Genomic DNA, 16,637 nt, shown 5'->3' with positions numbered 1-16,637 from the left:
CGCGAAAATCACCTTTAAAGTTATAGTATGCTATAATTATTCAAGATTTAGAGACCGCAACAATTAAGGAGAGATTTTTGTGTTTGGATTAGGTACAAAAAATATTGGTATCGACTTAGGTACAGCCAATACACTTGTTTATATGGAAGGTAAAGGCATCGTTTTAAGAGAGCCATCTGTAGTAGCCAAGAATACACAAACTGGTGAAGTAATCGCTGTTGGTTCAGAAGCCAAGGAAATGATTGGTAGAACCCCAGGGACGATCGTTGCTATTCGTCCAATGAAGGACGGGGTAATCGCTGATTATGATACTACTGCAGCTATGCTTAAGTACTTTATGGAAAAGACTGTAGGCAATTCTAAGCCTTCAGTAATGGTTTGTGTTCCTTCAGGTGTTACTGAAGTTGAGAAGCGTGCCGTGATCGATGCAGCTAGAGTAGCAGGCGCACGTGAAGCATTTGTTATTGAAGAACCATTCGCTGCAGCAATTGGTGCTGGTCTTCCAGTAATGGATCCTACTGGTTCAATGGTAGTTGATATTGGTGGTGGTACTACTGATGTAGCTACTATTTCACTTGGTGGTATTGTATCATCAACTTCAATTCGTCAAGCTGGAGATAAATTTAACAATGCAATCATTAATTACATTCACTCCAACTTTAACCTGTTAATTGGTGAAAGAACTGCTGAAGATATCAAGATTCAAGTTGGTTCTGCTTCGGTAGAAAAGGCTAAAGAAATCGAATCAATGAACATTCGTGGTCGTGATTTAGTTACTGGCTTGCCTAAGTCGGTGGACGTTGAAGCCGTTGATGTAGCTAAGGCAATTCAAGACGTTGTCCAATATATCATCGTTGCAATTAAGGAGACTTTGGAACAAACTTCTCCTGAAATTGCTGCTGATGTGATTGATCATGGTATTGTTTTAACTGGTGGTGGAGCACTACTTAAGAATTTGCCAGAGGTTATTTCTGAGGCTACCAAAGTTCCTGTATTTATTGCACAAGATCCACTTGATTGTGTAGCAATTGGTACTGGTGAGTCACTCAAGAATATTGAAGTAATGCGTAGAAGTCGCAAATAATAAAAAAGCCGGCTGAAGCCGGTTTTTTCTTAGGATCAATTCTGAATGAAAAAATTTCTACAAAATAAAAAATTATTATCAGCATTTATTATAGTTATAGTTATTTTGATTGTTTTAGGCGGAAGCGTTAGTCTGCGTAAAAAGCGTAACGCCCCTCTATTAATTCAAAGCTTAGGCAATGATATCGTTGCTCTAGGTACACGCATTATTGATGTGCCAGTAGGCTGGATTTCAGGTGGATTAAATAGTGCTCATGATATTTTGAACACTCAAGATGAAAATAATCACTTAAAGCGTGAAGTTACTGATTTAGGTCAAACTAAAGCTCGTAATTCTACTTTAGAAAAAGAAAATCGGCAATTAAAGGCTGCTCTTAATTTAAAGGATACTTTGAGTGGTTATACATTAGTCAATGCTTCAGTAATTTCTCGTGCACCAGATACTTGGTCAGATATTTTGACAATTAACAAAGGCAGTTCTGCTGGTATCAAGAAGAATATGGCTGTAATGTGTGGTGGTGGCGTAATTGGACGAATAGTTGAAGCTAACGCAGCTTCCTCTAAAGTGGAATTAATTACTACCACGGATGAATCAGCTAACCGTTTTTCGGTTCAAGCTGATGCCACTAATGGTAAGTCAGTTCATGGTATTATTACAGTTACTAACAATAATAGTTTAGCTTTTACACAAGTAGTTGATGGGAGCAAGCTGAAAGCTGGCACCAGAGTTTATACTAGCGGAATGGGTGGCAATTCTCCTAAGGGATTACTGATTGGTACAGTTACTACGACTACTCGTAATTCATTTGGTTTATCTGATCAGATTAAAATTAAGCCTGCTGGAGATATTAGTGATCCTTCTATTGTTACAGTAATTGAAAGACAGGTGGCTAACTAATGTCTATTTTACGTAAATGGGTATTGGCGATTGGCTTATTAATTGCTTTAATTTTAGATGGCGTGGCTTCGCTTTATTTGCATCAGTTCTTAGATTATGGTAGTTTCAACGCTGCTAGCGTAATTTTGCCTATTAGTGTAATGTTGATTGGTTTGTTTGATGATACTAATGAAAATGAAATTTGGTTAGCGATTGGTACAGGAGTAATAGCCGATATTTATTTCTACGGTATCATTGGCATTTATACGGTATTTTTGCCGTTTGCTTGCTGGATCTGCCAAAAAATTGCACGTTTTTTACCTGAAGTTTTTTGGGCTAGGCTAATTGTAATTTTATTAGGGACAACGCTTTTTGTCGGTTATGGTTGGTTTATATTCAAAGCAGTTGGTATGTCAACTGCATCGATTCATGCTTTGCTAATGTGCATGTTAACTAATTTAGGTTGGTCAATTGTCTTTTTTATCCTGCTATATTGGATTTGGGGTAATTTAGCACAAGATTATCCGTTCTTGATTGACCTAAATGCTTATCGCGTATAAAGAAAAAGCCACGAAGAAATTCTTCGTGGTTTTAATTTGCTTTAAAACATGCCCGCACCGGCCATTGCGCCGACAGCACCGGCGATAACAGCAGCTAGTGTGATGACTGCCATTAGCCAAGCCATGACAATAGTTAACTTTTGAAAACCTGATTTCTTTTTCTTTCTTCTTGCCATAAAAAGTCCTCCTACTTGAACAATATTTTATTCTTATTAATAGTTTTTTTCAAATCAATTGTAGTTTAGAATGAAAAGCATGGAGGACTACGTATGCTTTATATTTTTCTAATACCAGTTATTGGCTTAGTGGTTGCTTTTTTAATTAATAAAATCTTCCCGCGAGCACAATTTCGTGGTTATGATGTGTTTCCGTTTTTCTTTATCGCTGCCTGCAATCTGATTACGATCCACATGAAGGAGCCATTTTTTTTGCCTTATGGTTTTTTAATTTATTTTATTTTGGTAATCATCGTTTCTTTACATGATGCTATTAGAAATAAGAATATTTCTTTAGGTAAAACAATTCGAAAATTGTGGGATTACTTGGCTGCTTGCAGTTTTTGTTGGTATGTTGGATTATTAATAATGATGTTTCTATTAAATTAAAATTATTTGTATATGCGAAAGGCTCAAAATTATAATATTTTGGACCTTTTTTAAATTTTGTAAAAAGAAAATGATAAAGAAATCTAAAAATATGTATTTTTTGCCTAAGCATGTGGTAGAGAGTGGTGAATTGTGGTAAATTATTTATTGGAAGGGGGCTAGACCATGTTCATGGGTGAATATCATCACAATCTGGACAGTAAAGGTCGTCTAATTATACCGGCGAAGTTTCGGCAACAGATTGGTGAACAAGTGGTATTCACACGAGGAATGGAAGGCTGCATTTTTGGCTATTCAATGGATGAATGGTCGAAGATTGAAGCCAAATTAGCAAAACTTCCGTTGACTAAGAGGAATACGCGCAAGTTTATGCGTTTATTCTACTCTGGTGCGATGGAATGTGAGTTTGATAAGCAGGGCCGCGTTAATCTGACAGCAACGCTCAAAGCCCATGCTGGACTCATTAAAGAATGCGTTATAATCGGTGTTTCTGAACGAATTGAAATTTGGGCTCAGGAACGCTGGACTAGCTTTGAAGAAGAAGCTAATGATGATTATGATGACATTGCTGAAGATTTGGACGACATTGAACTATAAATTATGAAATTCAAACACACCAGTGTACTCTTACACGAAACTATTGATAATTTAAAACCGAAAAACGGTGGTCTTTATGTAGATGCAACTTTTGGCGGTGGTGGACATGCAAAATATTTGCTTAGTAAAATTGACGCCGGTACGCTAATTGGTTTTGACCAAGATGAATACGCAATAAAATCGGCTAAGTTGAACTTTACTGATTTATTGGCACCAGATAGTGAACCTAGATTAGAACTTGTACATGACAACTTCAGCAATCTGGAACAGGATCTGGTTGAGCTAGGTTATGCAGATGGCATAGATGGCATATACTATGATTTAGGTGTCTCTTCTCCTCAATTCGATCAAGCTGACCGCGGTTTTTCTTACCGTTATAATGCTCGACTCGATATGAGGATGGATCAAAGTCAAGACTTAGATGCGTATCAGTTAGTTAATACTTCTAGTCAAAAAGAGCTGGCAGATATTTTGTATCAGTATGGAGATGAAAAATTCTCTAGACAAATTGCTCACAAGATCGTAGAAAGGCGCAAGGATAAGCCAATAGTGACAACTTTTGAATTAGTTGACATTATTAAAGACGCGATCCCTGCGTATGCACGAAGAACTGGCGGACATCCAGCAAAGAAGAGCTTCCAGGCTTTGCGGGTAGCTGTTAATCACGAGTTAGATGTCTTACAAGCTTCCTTAGAAGAAGCAATTAAGATATTAAGACCAGGTGGTCGAATCAGCGTGATTACATTCCAGTCACATGAAGACAAGATCGTTAAGAAGATTTTTAAGAAGTATTCAGAGGTGGAAGTTCCACGAGGGATGCCGTTAATACCAGATAGCATGAAGCCAACGCTTCGTCTGGTTAATCGCAAACCGATAACCGCCTCAACTTCCGAATTAGAAAACAACAACCGCTCACACAGTGCAAAACTACGGGTTGCAGAGAAGATATAAAGAGGAAAAAGTTATGGCTGACAGCTCAGCAAGAAGAATTGAATATGAACCACATAAACGAAATGGTTCTAAGAAACATCAACGAGTTATCCTTGATCCGCATAAAGTTCCTTACAGTGGCCTAGAAAAAACTTTATTGTTCTTGGGAAGCATTATTACCTTGGGTATGATGTTTTTCCTAGTTTCTTCTAGTATCTCTGCGACTTTAGCTCAACATGAGTTGACCAGAACACAACAATCAGTTGCTAAGGAGCAAAGTAGGATCAATGATTTGAAATTAGATATTGGTAGTTTAACCTCGACTCATCGCTTAAATAAGATCGCGCGTGAAAAGGGATTGACTCTCATTAATAAAAACATTAGGACGATTCGCTAATGAAAAAAAACAGTAATTTAAAATTACAAAAATCCAAAGCCCACGGCTACCGCTTTACGGTGGGGAGGTTTCTCCAATTAGCCGTGGCTTTGGTTTTTCTTATATTTACAGCTAGATTTCTATATATTGGAATTTCTAAGACAGTTAATGGACAGAACTTATCGGCGCGGACCAAACAATTGTATCGACGTAATCAAGTAATTAAAGCTACGCGAGGTACTATCTATGATAGAAATGGATTGGCAATTGCGGAGGATTCGCATCTTTATTCTGTTTATGCAATTTTAGATAAATCTTCAATTAACTATAAAAATAAGCCTGAGTATGTAGTCAATAAAACCGAAACGGCTGAAAAATTAGCTACAATTTTACCATTATCAGCTGAAAAAATTTATCATTATTTAACTCCTAAGAAAAAAGCATTTCAGGTGCAGTTCGGTACAGGGGGTAGTGGTTTAACGTTAAGGCAAAAAAAGAAAATTGAAGCGATGAAATTACCAGGGATCAAATTTTTCGCTACACCGTCAAGGCTTTACCCTAATGGTAATTTTGCTTCACACATTGTGGGATTAGCACAGCCTGAGTGGGATAAGAAGATTAATGCAGAGACTCTAGTTGGTACGATGGGAATAGAAGCCTACTTTAATAAGACTTTGACAGGTACAGACGGCTATCGGGTTTCTTCAGTTGATACTTCTGAATATCAAATGCCCAATGGCACCCAAGACTATAGACCAGTTAAGAATGGCAATAATCTTTACTTAACACTAGATTCGCAATTGCAAAGTTATCTTGAAGCTCGCTTAACTGATGTGCAAAAAGCATATGCTCCTACATCGATTACGGCAGCAATTGAAGATATGAAGACAGGCAAGATTCTAGCTGCATCGCAAAGGCCAACCTTTAATCCGCAGACTAAAAAGGGCCTGACAAAATCTTATCGTAATATTTTAGTGCAAGATACTTATGAACCAGGTTCGGTCTTTAAGATTTTATCTTTTGCCGCGGTGGTAAATAGCGGTCATTATAATCCTAATGAATATTATCGTTCAGGTTCTGTCAATATCGGTGGTTCAACAATTCATGATTGGCTGACTTCTGGTTGGGGAACGATCCCGTTTTCACAGGCTTTTGAACGTTCAAGTAATACCGGGTTTGTTAAATTAGAGCAAAAAATGGGCGGAAAAACTTGGAAGAAATACCTGAATAGGTTTCATATTGGACAAAAAACTGGTATAACTCTTCCTGGTGAACAGCCTGGATTTATTTCGTTTAAGACACCGATTGACCAGGCAGTTACTGCTTTTGGTCAGGGGGTCAACGTCAATGTAATGCAAATGATGCAGGCTTACAGCTCATTAGCTAATAATGGGCAAATGCTTAAACCGCAACTGGTTAACAAGATTACCGATTCGGATGGTAAGACTGTTAAAGGCTACCAGATTAAGAAGGTTGGCACGCCTGTTTATGATGCAAAAACTAGAAAAGTTGTTTTGACCAACATGAAGCGGGTGCTTAATAAACAATCTGGTACTGGTCATGCTTATAAAATTGGTAATGCTGATATTGGAGTTAAGACTGGTACTGCTCAAATCGCTAACCCTAAAGGTGGCGGATATTTAAAGGGAGACAGCAACTATATTTTTTCAGTAGTTGGCGTTTATCCAGCAAGTAATCCGCGTTACTGCATTTATTTGACAATTAAGCAGCCGCATTTAGCTGGTACTACTGCTGAAAAGATTTTAGCTTCAATCTTTAAACCAATGATGCGTCGGATTATTTCGATGTCTAAAAGCGATGACACCACGACTACGGTTAAAGTGCCTAACTTCAAAGATATGACTGCTAATCAAGCAACCGCAAAAGCTAAGCAAATTGGCTTGAATTTAGTTAAAGTTGGCGAAGAAGATCGAGTAACTGCTCAAGGTATTAAAAAGGGCCAGAAGCTCGAATCCGGTGATCGCATCTTTATTTATACTTCAGGTAAAGTGATTTGTCCTGATATGCAAGGCTGGACGTTTAATGATCTGCATCAATTTGCTGAGTTAACTAATGTTAAATTTAGTATAAAGGGAACCGGAACCGTTGCTAGTCAAGATGTGACTAAGGGAACGGAAGTAAAAGCCGGGAAGAAAATAAAAGTTAAGTTAAAGGAGTAGCATAGAATGAATATTATGCTGGCAAGTTTTATTGCTTTAATCAGTTCACTGATTTTGACAGTGATTTTTATACCATGGTTGATTAACTTCATGCGTTCACATCATGAAGGTCAAGAGATTCGTGATGAGGGACCTAAATGGCACCAGAAAAAATCTGGTACTCCGACAATGGGAGGAACCATCTTTGTAATTGCCGCTGTTATTTCAGTAATTTGGGTGAGTGCATGGCAACACAATTTGAATAAAGTTATTTGGATTTTGATAATCAGTTTACTAGGTTATGGCGTTATTGGCTTTCTTGATGATGGCATTAAGCTTTTTTATAAGAGAAACTTAGGTCTGCGTGCTTGGCAAAAATTAGCTTTGCAAATTATTATTGCAGTTGCAATTGTATTAATTGCTTCAAGCGATCATTTTCAATTTGGACTTTACGTTCCATTTGCTGGAATTGTACATAGTGTTGCTTTATTTACGATTTTTATCATTTTCTGGCTAGTTGGTTTCTCTAACGCTGTTAACCTATCGGATGGACTTGATGGGTTAGCAACAGGGTTGTCTGTAATTGCATATGCTACTTATGCTTATCTTGCATTTAAGCAAAAGAATTTCGCTGTTTTGGCTTTTTGTATGAGTGTAATTGGTGGTTTGATTACCTTCTTTATTTTTAATCATAAACCAGCTAAGATCTTTATGGGTGATGCTGGTTCACTTGCGTTGGGCGGGGGATTAGCAACCATTAGTATCATGCTTAATAGACCATGGTCGCTGCTTTTAGTGGGGATTGTCTTTGTTTGTGAAACTGCTAGTGTAATTTTGCAAGTAATTTCATTCCAGACTACAAGCAAGCGTATCTTTAAAATGACTCCTATTCACCACCACTTTGAAATGCTAGGGTGGTCAGAATGGAAAGTTGATACTGTCTTTTGGCTGGTTGGTTTAATCGGCAGTGTGTTGTATTTGATAATTTGGGGATAAACGATGAAAGATATTAAAACTTATGATCATAAAAATGTTTTAGTTTTAGGTTTAGGCAAAAGTGGTTTTGCTGTTAGTGAACTTCTTTTAAAATTAGGTGCTAAATTAACCTTAAATGACAAGGTTGATTTAGATAAAAATAAAAAAGCTCAAGAATTAAAGACTAAAGGCGTTCGTGTAATTGGTGGTCATCACCCAGTTGAATTGCTAGAGCAAGAACACTTTGATTATTTAGTTAAAAACCCTGGAATTCCTTATGAAAATCCAATGGTGCAAAAAGCTGAAGAATTAAAGATACCGATTATTACTGAACCAGAAATCGCCTTAAGCTGTAGTGATGCACCTTACGTTTGTGTTACTGGTTCAAATGGTAAGACTACCACTGTTATGCTTACTCAGAGAATTTTAGATCATCATTTGCAAAAAAAAGGTCATCATGCCTATGCCGTTGGTAATATTGGTGTTCCAATTTCAGAAGTTGTGCCTAAAGCTACTAAAGATGACATTCTCGTAGTTGAAATTTCTAGTTTCCAGTTGTTAGGCGTTACTGATATTGATCCTAAGGTAGCGGCAATTGTTGATATTTATAACAATGTTCATCTGGATTACCACAAGACTTTTGAAAATTATGTCAATGCAAAATTGAATGTAACTAGAACTCAGACTAAAGATGATTACTTCATTGCCAACTTTGATCAAAAAGACATTTTAGCTAAGGAAAAAGAAGTCTCACCTGCTAAGATGCAGACCTTCTCAGAAACTGATCCGCATGCCGATTACTTTATTGGCAAGGAATATCTAGAAAGTCAAAACGAAAAGATTATGAAGATTGCCGATATTAAATTGCCAGGTATTCATAATTTACAAAATAGTTTAGTTGCTATTGCGATTTCCAAGATTATGGGTGCGGACAACGATGATATTGCTGCAGTTCTTAGTACTTTTGCCGGGGCTAAACATCGTTTGCAATATGTCACTACACTTGATGGACGTAAGGTTTATAATGATTCTAAATCAACTAATATTGAAGCGGCTACTGTTGCTATTCCTGCTTTTAAAGAATCAGAAGTGCTAATTGCAGGTGGGCTTGACAGAGGCTTTATGTTTGATGACTTGGTACCATTATTTAAAAAGCATGTTAAATCGATCGTGCTATATGGTGAAACCAAGTATTTGTTAGCTGATGCAGCTAGAAAAGCAGGTATTAAAGATATCGTAATTGTCAATACGCTTCAAGAAGCTGTCCCAAGAGCCTATGAATTAACTGAACCTGGCGACGTGCTTTTATTCTCACCAGCATGTGCATCATGGGATCAATTTAGAACGTTTGAAGAACGTGGCGATTACTTTGTAAGATTTGTTGAGGAAATTAAGACTAAGTAAAATGAGAGTTATATTTACAGGCGGTGGCACAGGCGGTCACATTTATCCAATTATGGCAATTATTGAGCGTTTAAAGGAACGTGGCATTAGTACTAATGACGAAATTTTGTTTGTTGGTACGCAAAAGGGTTTGGAATCAAGGATTGTTCCAGCAGCTGGCGTTAATTTTAAGACCATCAGAATTCAGGGATTTAATCGTAAGCATCCCCTAAAGAATTTTGAAACTATTAAATTATTTCTAGAAGCTACTAAGAGTGCTCGCAAAATTTTGAAGGAATTCAAGCCAGATGTCGTTTTAGGAACTGGTGGCTATGTTAGTGGTGCAATGGTCTACGAAGCCGCCAAGATGCATATTCCAACCATGATCCATGAATCTAATTCAGTTGTGGGTTTGGCCAATAAGTTCTTAGGCCACTACGTTGATAAGATTTGTTATACTTTTGATGACGCAGCTAAGGAATTTTCAGAAAAGAAAAAATTAGTCAAAACCGGTAATCCAAGATCGCAACAGGTTTTAAGCTTACATGAAGAAAAAATTGACCTCAAAAAAGAATGGGGTCTTAATCCTAATATGCCAACTATTCTGGTCTTTGGGGGCTCTCGTGGTGCTTTAGCCATTAATCGAATTATGCTTAAGTCGTTAATGGATCTGAAAAAGAAACCTTATCAAATTATTTGGGCAACAGGTACCTATTACTTTGATAAGGTGCAAAAGAAGCTTACAGGAATTGATTATGGTACTAACATCAAGATCTTGCCATATATTAAGAATATGCCTGGACTTTTACCAGAAATGACTTGTGTAGTTTCAAGGTCTGGTGCAACTAGTATTGCGGAATTTACTGCCTTAGGTGTGCCTGTAGTTTTAATTCCAAGTCCCAATGTAACGCATAATCATCAAATGAAAAACGCACTTGACTTAGAAAAAGCAGGTGCAGCTTTAGTGATTCCAGAAGATGATTTAAACCCTAATAATTTTGTTTCTTCAATTGATCATATTTTGCTTGATGAGAAATACGCTCATGAAATGAGCAAGGCTTCTAAATCTTTAGGAATGCCAGATGCTTCTGATCAAGTAATTAAAGTGATGGAAGAAATTTCACGCTAAGAAAGTAGGTGAGGCAGTTGGCAAAAAGGCCAGTAACGAGAATTGATCCAAGAAAGGAGTTATCGCCTTACTTGAATCATGAATTTAATCAGCAAAGAAATAGTCGCAAGTCTAAAGCCAAAATCTCTGCCTCACTTTCTAGCTTGCAGGCGGAGCGCCGTCGATCTTTAAGACGCAGGTTGGGTCTAATTATGACAGTTTCGATTCTAATGATTGCTGGATTAGGTTTTTATGTTTCACCTTTGCCTAATATTAGTACTGTGAAGGTGACAGGGGCTAGTGATTTACCAACTAAGGGAATTGTTAGGACATCTAAAATTAAAGCTAGTGATAAAGTTTTTGATTATATATTTCAACAAAAAGATTTGAGTCAAAAATTAGCTAAAAAATATCCAGAAATTCAAAGTGCGCAAGCTCATTTAGGACATGTTAATCAACTTATTTTACAGGTTAATGAACGACCAACAGTAGGCTATTTAAAAGATGGCGATGTTTACCGTAAGATTTTAAATAATGGCAAAATTGGCAGTCAATCTGTAAATTGGACTAAAGTTGATCATGAAAAACCAATCTTTGTTGGGTATAATAAATCTGCTACTTTAAAAGAAGATTTAAAATTATTTGATAGCTTGCCCGAGTCTTTCCGAAAGCAAGTAAAATTGTTAAGTGGAAATACCCGAAGAGATTCACAGATCATTTTAGTTATGAAAGATGATAATGTGGTTATTGGTAATACTGTTACTCTGAAGGATAAAATTAATGATTATAATCAAATTAGACTAAAAGCTGGTAAGCATAGTTTAATTGATCTAGAGATTGGTGCATTTAGTAGACCATTAACTTCAAGTGAAAAGAAAGCTTACGGGATATTGTAACTGTTTTGCGTGTTTATTTATGTTAGAATTTTTTCAAGGCAAATATTAATGGGGGCTTAATTTTGGAGAATTCAAATCTTTTGGTGGGTCTGGATATAGGCACCACAAGTGTAAAGGCTGTCGTAGCTGACTCTGGTAAGGTTATCGGTGCAGTTACGACACCTAATTCAGGAATGCGGCATGGTCAAATCGTTGATATTGATCAAACTGCTGCGGCAATTAGTCGTGCACTTAAGGGCGTTGCTGAGAAGACTAATGCTAAGATTTATAGTGTAGTTGCTGGTATTCCAGTAGGGATGCTGCAGCTGGAAACGGCAACCGGTTTTGCTAGTGTTGGTGAACAAGGTACTGAAGTAAACAATGATGATGTTAAACGTGCTATTAGCTCTGTTATTCATTCTGCAGTTAAAGATGATCGTGATGCAATTACCTTTTTGCCAAGTCGCTTTTTAATTGATAGTAAGACCGAGGTTGACGATCCACGGAAGATGATCGCTCATTCTTTAGGCGTAACAGGTATTTTATTAACCGCACCAACTGGACCTTTGCATAATATTAAAAAGGCAATTGAACGGGCCGGTTATCATAATAATTTCTTCGTGCCAACACCATTAGCAATTTCAAGCGTAGCTTTGAATGAAAGCGAAAAGACATTTGGTTCAGTTATTGTTGATTTGGGTGGCGGTGTAAGTACTGCGACTGTAATCAAGGATGGCCAGATCAAGTATGCCAATATTGATTTAGAAGGCGGCAGCGACATTACTCATGATATTTCAGCAGTGTTGAGCATTTCAAAAAATGATGCCGAACAAGTGAAGTTAGATTATGGCTTTGCCGATCCAAGTTTTGCCTCTAAGAATGACAAGTTTGCTATTAATAGTGTTGGTGGTAATGGCCAACAGATGGTTGATGAGGTTTACTTAAGCGAAATTATCAATGCACGTTTAGAACAAATATTAACCAGGTTAGGCAAAGGTTTAGCTAAACATCATGCCCTTAAGCAGCCAGGTGGTATCGTTATTACTGGTGGTACAAGCTTGCTGCAAGGAATTGATACCTTAACTGCCAATGGCTTAAATGTTAAAGCACGAATCTATCAGCCAGATCAAATTGGAATGCGTAATCCAATTTATACCGCGGCTTATGGCATTATCAACTATGCTTACAAGATGTCAGAAGTTGATTATTTAGTAAATGGTGTCATTTATGGTTTTGGCGAAAATATAGTTGAACAAGAAGCTTCAAAACCAGAAACTAGTAAGGTTTCTAAAAGTATAGCTTCTAATAGTGAAACTGAAGCCAAAGAAGCTTATAATAGAACCAAAATGTCCGCAGATAATTCTTCTACAGACGAAAAAAATAATAACAAAGAAAAAACTAATGGCTTGAAGGATTTCTTTAAGAAATTCTTTGATTAAAGGTGGTTAATTTAATGGATTTTACATTCGATTCAGACGACAATAAAAATGCTGTCATCAAAGTTATTGGTGTTGGCGGTGCCGGTGGCAATGCTGTTAACCGAATGATTGACGATGGCGTGCAGGGTGTTTCCTTCATTGCAGCAAACACTGATGTTCAAGCTTTAAATAGTAATAAAGCTGAAAACAAGATACAATTAGGGCCTAAGCTGACTCGTGGGTTAGGTGCAGGTTCACATCCAGAAGTTGGACAAAAAGCAGCTGAAGAAAGTGAACAAACAATTGAAGATGCGCTTAAGGGTGCAGATATGATTTTTATCACTGCTGGTATGGGTGGTGGTACTGGTACCGGTGCTGCTCCTATAGTTGCTAAAATTGCTCGTGAGACTGGTGCTTTGACTGTAGGCGTAGTTACGCGCCCATTCAGTTTTGAAGGCCCTAAGCGCTCAAGAAACGCCACAGAAGGGATCACACAATTAAAGCAATACGTTGATACTTTGGTCATTATTGCTAATAACCGTTTACTTGAAATGGTTGATAAGAAGACACCTATGATGGATGCCTTCAAGGAAGCTGATAATGTTTTGAAACAAGGTGTTCAAGGTATTTCAGACTTGATTACTTCAACTGACTATGTGAACTTGGATTTTGCCGATGTTAAGACGGTAATGGAAAATCAAGGTGCTGCCTTAATGGGTATTGGTCGTGCTAGTGGTGAAAACAGAACGGTAGAAGCTACTAAGTTAGCTATTTCTTCACCGCTTTTGGAAGTTTCGATTGATGGTGCTAAGCAAGTCTTGCTTAACATTACAGGTGGTCCAGATCTTACTTTGTTTGAAGCACAAGATGCTTCAGAAATTGTATCTAAGGCCGCTGGCGATGATGTTAATATTATCTTTGGTACTTCAATCAATCCTAACTTAGGCGATGAAGTCGTGGTAACTGTAATTGCTACTGGTATTGATTCAGAAGCTGAAGAAGCTGCTTCTAAGCAATTGCCAGGTAGAAGTCACCAGATTAAGGCTCAACCTAAAAAAGACGCTAAAGCAACACCTAAGACTGCTCAAGCTGAAAAGCAACCAGTTGATCGTCCGCAAACTGTTCAACCTGAACAAACTCATGAGGAAAAGTCTAAACAAACAATGGTTGATCCAACTAGTGTTTGGGGCTTAAACGATAACGAAAATAGCCAAAGAAGAAATACTAAGCCAGCAGAGCCAAATAAGGATGCTGACGGCTTTAACGGTTTCAACAATGATGACCAAGAAAGTATTTCTCAAATTGAAACTAGTGCTGAAGATGATAGTGATGATAACAGTGATATTCCATTCTTTAAGCATCACGGCGAAAACTAGTTTTTTTGGAGGTAGATGTAGATGGCTTTTGACAAATTAGGTAGATTCTTCGGAATTTCTAATGATGATGAATTGAATAATGACGAGGAATATACTGCCCAAAATAAAAATGATAGTGAAGACTTGCCTCTCAACTCCGTTAGTCGTGATAATATTGTTTCAATTAAGTCGGGTTTAAATTCTGCGAAGAGCAAGATTGTCTTGTATGAACCTAGAGTTTATTCTGATGCTAAGGATGTCGCTCAAAACTTATTAAACAATAAAGCGGTAGTAATTAACTTTAGCCGGATGGAGGATAGTTCTGCTCGCAGAATTGTTGATTTTATCACAGGTACTGTTTATGCCTTAAATGGTGAAATTCAACGAATTGGAGACAAAATCTTTTTGGCAACCCCGCCCAAGTTTGTCACTGATGGCAAAATCAGTGACTTAGTGGATAAGAAAGATAATTTAAGTTAATGTTTAATGTATTACATATAATTTATTTAGCACTTACTTGGATTCTATGGCTATATAGTTTACTAATCGTAATTGATGCGATTCTAAGCTGGGTTCCTATGCTTAGCAATTCAGTTATTGGCCAATTTTTAGATAAAATTGTTAACCCTTATTTGAATCTGTTTAGAAAAGGTCCTTTTGCCAAGTTAGCATATTCTACGGGGATTGATGTTTCGCCAATTATTGCCTTGTTTATTTTATATTTTATCCAAAATTATGTATTAATTTGGATTTTTAATATTTTGTTGAGGTTAATCGGTTAATGGAGCGTAGACAAGCAAGTAAGTTTTACCCACATTTTAAGCAAGAAGAAAGACCAGTAATTGATTATTTTACTGGTCTTTTTAATCAGTTGATTTTTAAGCATGGACCATTGCTAACTGATTTTCTTGATCCAGGTAAGAGAACAATTTTGAAAACTGTTGTTGGCAATGACGTTTTTATACAAGAGTATGGTGGTTATCCAGAAGCTGAAAAAAAGCGCGTTTATTTAAGTGAGGAATGGTTTAATTTACAACCAGCTGATTATCAGATTCAGCCGTATGAGATTAAGTATTCGCAAAAGTTTAATCGTATAAGTCATAGTGCTATTTTAGGAACTTTAGCTAATTCTGGAATTGATACTGATACTTTTGGTGATATTATCACTGACAGTAAGGGCAATTGGCAATTTTTTGCTAAAAAAGAGTTAACGGATTTCTTTGAAGAACAGATTGATCGAGTTGGTCGCAGTCAGGTCAAATTAAAGCCAATTAGCTTCAAGCAGGTATTAGTACCAGAAGATGATTCTGTTAAGCAAATAGAAATTATTGCTTCAATGCGAATTGATGCAGTTTTAGCTGGTATTAGCAGAAAAAGCCGGGGACAGATTCAAAAGATGATTGAAGCTAATTTAGTTAAATTAAATTGGCATGATGTCATGGATTCTAATATAATGGTTAAAGAGAATGATGTCTTGAGTTTAAGACATTTTGGCCGAATCAAGATTGAAGATATTTCGGCAACGAGAAAAGGTAAATATAAGGTGGTGCTGAAACTTTGGCAGACAAAGAAACGCAATTAACCCCGATGGATATTCATAATAAGGAATTTAAATCGCGGGGTCGTAATGGATATGATCGCTATGATGTAGATAGCTTTTTGGATCAAATCGTTGATGATTATGGGGATGCACTTGATCAAGTTGTTGATCTTAAGAATGAAATTGTTTCCTTGAATGAAAAGATGGGTCATTTACAAGAGCAGGTAGATGAATATAATGAGAAGAAAAAATCATTGAACAAGACCATGATTTCTGTTCAGGAAATGAAGGAACAAGCTAAGAGCGTTCTGGATGATGCCAGAAAACAGGCTGTTACAGATACCGATTATCAAAGACAGCAAAAAGACGTAATTGAGAGCGACTATAAACGTTTGAAGAAGCAAATTGGTGAGTTTCGTAGCCATATGCAGGCAATGCTTCAAGAAGAGATCGATAATCTTAATGATGATGAATGGCAACATGCTCTGGATAAATATTTTCACACTGAACGTTTTTATCCAGGTGGTGGTGCTGAGCCACTTTCTTCTGCTACAGATGATGACGATGAAGAAGAAGATTTGGATCTAGATGATGAAGATATTGACATTGATGATGAAAATGACGTAAACTCTTCTCAAGACCCTGATGATACGGATGAAGTTGATGATGAGGAAGAAAATAAGCCTAAACCATTAACTGGAGATAGTCCAAGTCATGAGACCGTCAATACGACCCCTAATACTGAAGATAAGTTAGGTCCAACAATTGTCTTTCCGGATGATTATAAGAAATAAGA

19 protein-coding genes are annotated in these 16,637 nt (G+C 37.1%); 18 read left to right on the top strand and 1 reads right to left on the bottom strand.

Annotated elements, in window-relative coordinates; genetic code table 11:
• The first annotated feature begins 79 nt into the window (after window positions 1-79).
• The 3 genes from ICI50_RS06620 to mreD are packed head-to-tail and all read left to right on the top strand — an operon-like array spanning window position 80 to window position 2,520.
• Complete coding sequence (locus ICI50_RS06620; RefSeq protein WP_095342068.1) at window positions 80-1,084, top strand: rod shape-determining protein; 1,005 nt, start codon at window positions 80-82, stop codon at window positions 1,082-1,084.
• Between the two features lie 45 nt (window positions 1,085-1,129).
• A complete protein-coding gene (mreC, locus tag ICI50_RS06615) occupies window positions 1,130-1,981 on the top strand; it encodes a rod shape-determining protein MreC (RefSeq protein WP_013854335.1) in 852 nt (283 codons plus the stop codon).
• Window positions 1,981-2,520 carry a rod shape-determining protein MreD gene (mreD, locus tag ICI50_RS06610; protein ID WP_056941278.1) on the top strand — a complete coding sequence of 180 codons (540 nt, stop codon included), beginning with the start codon at window positions 1,981-1,983 and terminating at the stop codon, window positions 2,518-2,520. The genes mreC and mreD overlap by 1 nt, the downstream gene beginning before the upstream one ends.
• A gap of 41 nt (window positions 2,521-2,561) precedes the next feature.
• Here the strand turns inward: mreD and ICI50_RS06605 are convergent, their stop codons facing one another.
• Window positions 2,562-2,696 (bottom strand): DUF4044 domain-containing protein, encoded by a 135-nt coding sequence (locus ICI50_RS06605; protein WP_013854333.1) that lies wholly within the window; start codon window positions 2,694-2,696, stop codon window positions 2,562-2,564.
• Window positions 2,697-2,789: 93 nt separating this feature from the next.
• Here ICI50_RS06605 and ICI50_RS06600 point away from each other — a divergent pair, with 93 nt between their 5' ends.
• From ICI50_RS06600 to ICI50_RS06530, 15 genes are all read left to right on the top strand, one after another.
• Entirely contained in the window at window positions 2,790-3,125 is a 336-nt protein-coding gene (locus ICI50_RS06600) for a DUF3397 domain-containing protein (RefSeq protein WP_095342069.1), read from the top strand.
• A gap of 165 nt (window positions 3,126-3,290) precedes the next feature.
• Complete coding sequence (gene mraZ, locus ICI50_RS06595) at window positions 3,291-3,722, top strand: division/cell wall cluster transcriptional repressor MraZ (protein WP_013854331.1); 432 nt, start codon at window positions 3,291-3,293, stop codon at window positions 3,720-3,722.
• A gap of 3 nt (window positions 3,723-3,725) precedes the next feature.
• Entirely contained in the window at window positions 3,726-4,673 is a 948-nt protein-coding gene (gene rsmH, locus ICI50_RS06590) for a 16S rRNA (cytosine(1402)-N(4))-methyltransferase RsmH (protein WP_054640241.1), read from the top strand.
• Between the two features lie 13 nt (window positions 4,674-4,686).
• Window positions 4,687-5,049, top strand: coding sequence for a cell division protein FtsL (ftsL, locus tag ICI50_RS06585; RefSeq protein WP_054640242.1), 363 nt, complete (start codon window positions 4,687-4,689; stop codon window positions 5,047-5,049).
• Window positions 5,049-7,208 (top strand): penicillin-binding protein, encoded by a 2,160-nt coding sequence (locus ICI50_RS06580; protein WP_095342070.1) that lies wholly within the window; start codon window positions 5,049-5,051, stop codon window positions 7,206-7,208. The genes ftsL and ICI50_RS06580 overlap by 1 nt, the downstream gene beginning before the upstream one ends.
• Window positions 7,209-7,214: 6 nt before the next feature.
• Entirely contained in the window at window positions 7,215-8,183 is a 969-nt protein-coding gene (gene mraY / locus ICI50_RS06575; RefSeq protein WP_013854327.1) for a phospho-N-acetylmuramoyl-pentapeptide-transferase, read from the top strand.
• Between the two features lie 3 nt (window positions 8,184-8,186).
• On the top strand, window positions 8,187-9,566 hold the full coding sequence (murD, locus tag ICI50_RS06570; protein ID WP_056941281.1) for a UDP-N-acetylmuramoyl-L-alanine--D-glutamate ligase: 1,380 nt from the start codon (window positions 8,187-8,189) through the stop codon (window positions 9,564-9,566).
• 1 nt (window position 9,567) lies between these two features.
• Window positions 9,568-10,674, top strand: coding sequence for an undecaprenyldiphospho-muramoylpentapeptide beta-N-acetylglucosaminyltransferase (murG, locus tag ICI50_RS06565; RefSeq protein ID WP_056941282.1), 1,107 nt, complete (start codon window positions 9,568-9,570; stop codon window positions 10,672-10,674).
• 17 nt (window positions 10,675-10,691) lie between these two features.
• The gene (locus tag ICI50_RS06560; RefSeq protein ID WP_095342071.1) at window positions 10,692-11,549 is read left to right on the top strand and encodes a cell division protein FtsQ/DivIB; all 858 of its coding nucleotides are present in this window, start codon (window positions 10,692-10,694) and stop codon (window positions 11,547-11,549) included.
• Between the two features lie 62 nt (window positions 11,550-11,611).
• Window positions 11,612-12,967, top strand: a complete 1,356-nt coding sequence (gene ftsA / locus ICI50_RS06555; RefSeq protein ID WP_056941284.1) for a cell division protein FtsA — start codon at window positions 11,612-11,614, stop codon at window positions 12,965-12,967.
• A 14-nt stretch (window positions 12,968-12,981) separates the two neighbouring features.
• Window positions 12,982-14,322 carry a cell division protein FtsZ gene (gene ftsZ / locus ICI50_RS06550; RefSeq protein WP_056941285.1) on the top strand — a complete coding sequence of 447 codons (1,341 nt, stop codon included), beginning with the start codon at window positions 12,982-12,984 and terminating at the stop codon, window positions 14,320-14,322.
• A 21-nt stretch (window positions 14,323-14,343) separates the two neighbouring features.
• Window positions 14,344-14,781, top strand: a complete 438-nt coding sequence (locus ICI50_RS06545; protein ID WP_013854321.1) for a cell division protein SepF — start codon at window positions 14,344-14,346, stop codon at window positions 14,779-14,781.
• The gene (locus ICI50_RS06540; RefSeq protein ID WP_025084128.1) at window positions 14,781-15,083 is read left to right on the top strand and encodes a YggT family protein; all 303 of its coding nucleotides are present in this window, start codon (window positions 14,781-14,783) and stop codon (window positions 15,081-15,083) included. The genes ICI50_RS06545 and ICI50_RS06540 overlap by 1 nt, the downstream gene beginning before the upstream one ends.
• Window positions 15,083-15,883: a YlmH family RNA-binding protein gene (locus tag ICI50_RS06535; protein WP_056941286.1), complete on the top strand. Its 801-nt coding sequence runs from the start codon at window positions 15,083-15,085 to the stop codon at window positions 15,881-15,883. Before ICI50_RS06540 ends, ICI50_RS06535 begins: the two co-directional genes overlap by 1 nt.
• Window positions 15,859-16,635, top strand: a complete 777-nt coding sequence (locus ICI50_RS06530; RefSeq protein WP_025084129.1) for a DivIVA domain-containing protein — start codon at window positions 15,859-15,861, stop codon at window positions 16,633-16,635. The genes ICI50_RS06535 and ICI50_RS06530 overlap by 25 nt, the downstream gene beginning before the upstream one ends.
• Window positions 16,636-16,637 lie beyond the last annotated feature (2 nt).

It is taken from the genome of Lactobacillus kefiranofaciens, assembly GCF_014656585.1.
GTDB classification, from domain to species: domain Bacteria; phylum Bacillota; class Bacilli; order Lactobacillales; family Lactobacillaceae; genus Lactobacillus; species Lactobacillus kefiranofaciens.
Note: the sequence above shows the minus strand (reverse complement) of the source record. Positions and strands in the feature narration are given on the sequence as shown.

Bases quoted from the DNA above. Each gene is read 5' to 3' on its own strand.
- ICI50_RS06535 (WP_056941286.1), top strand. From the start codon at position 15,083: ATGGAGCGTAGACAAGCAAGTAAGTTTTACCCACATTTTAAGCAAGAA.
- ICI50_RS06540 (WP_025084128.1), top strand. From the start codon at position 14,781: ATGTTTAATGTATTACATATAATTTATTTAGCACTTACTTGGATTCTA.
- ICI50_RS06605 (WP_013854333.1), bottom strand. From the start codon at position 2,696: ATGGCAAGAAGAAAGAAAAAGAAATCAGGTTTTCAAAAGTTAACTATT.
- ftsL (WP_054640242.1), top strand. From the start codon at position 4,687: ATGGCTGACAGCTCAGCAAGAAGAATTGAATATGAACCACATAAACGA.
- ICI50_RS06545 (WP_013854321.1), top strand. From the start codon at position 14,344: ATGGCTTTTGACAAATTAGGTAGATTCTTCGGAATTTCTAATGATGAT.
- ICI50_RS06580 (WP_095342070.1), top strand. From the start codon at position 5,049: ATGAAAAAAAACAGTAATTTAAAATTACAAAAATCCAAAGCCCACGGC.
- mraZ (WP_013854331.1), top strand. From the start codon at position 3,291: ATGTTCATGGGTGAATATCATCACAATCTGGACAGTAAAGGTCGTCTA.
- murD (WP_056941281.1), top strand. From the start codon at position 8,187: ATGAAAGATATTAAAACTTATGATCATAAAAATGTTTTAGTTTTAGGT.
- ICI50_RS06600 (WP_095342069.1), top strand. From the start codon at position 2,790: ATGCTTTATATTTTTCTAATACCAGTTATTGGCTTAGTGGTTGCTTTT.
- ftsZ (WP_056941285.1), top strand. From the start codon at position 12,982: ATGGATTTTACATTCGATTCAGACGACAATAAAAATGCTGTCATCAAA.
- mreD (WP_056941278.1), top strand. From the start codon at position 1,981: ATGTCTATTTTACGTAAATGGGTATTGGCGATTGGCTTATTAATTGCT.
- murG (WP_056941282.1), top strand. From the start codon at position 9,568: ATGAGAGTTATATTTACAGGCGGTGGCACAGGCGGTCACATTTATCCA.
- mraY (WP_013854327.1), top strand. From the start codon at position 7,215: ATGAATATTATGCTGGCAAGTTTTATTGCTTTAATCAGTTCACTGATT.
- rsmH (WP_054640241.1), top strand. From the start codon at position 3,726: ATGAAATTCAAACACACCAGTGTACTCTTACACGAAACTATTGATAAT.
- mreC (WP_013854335.1), top strand. From the start codon at position 1,130: ATGAAAAAATTTCTACAAAATAAAAAATTATTATCAGCATTTATTATA.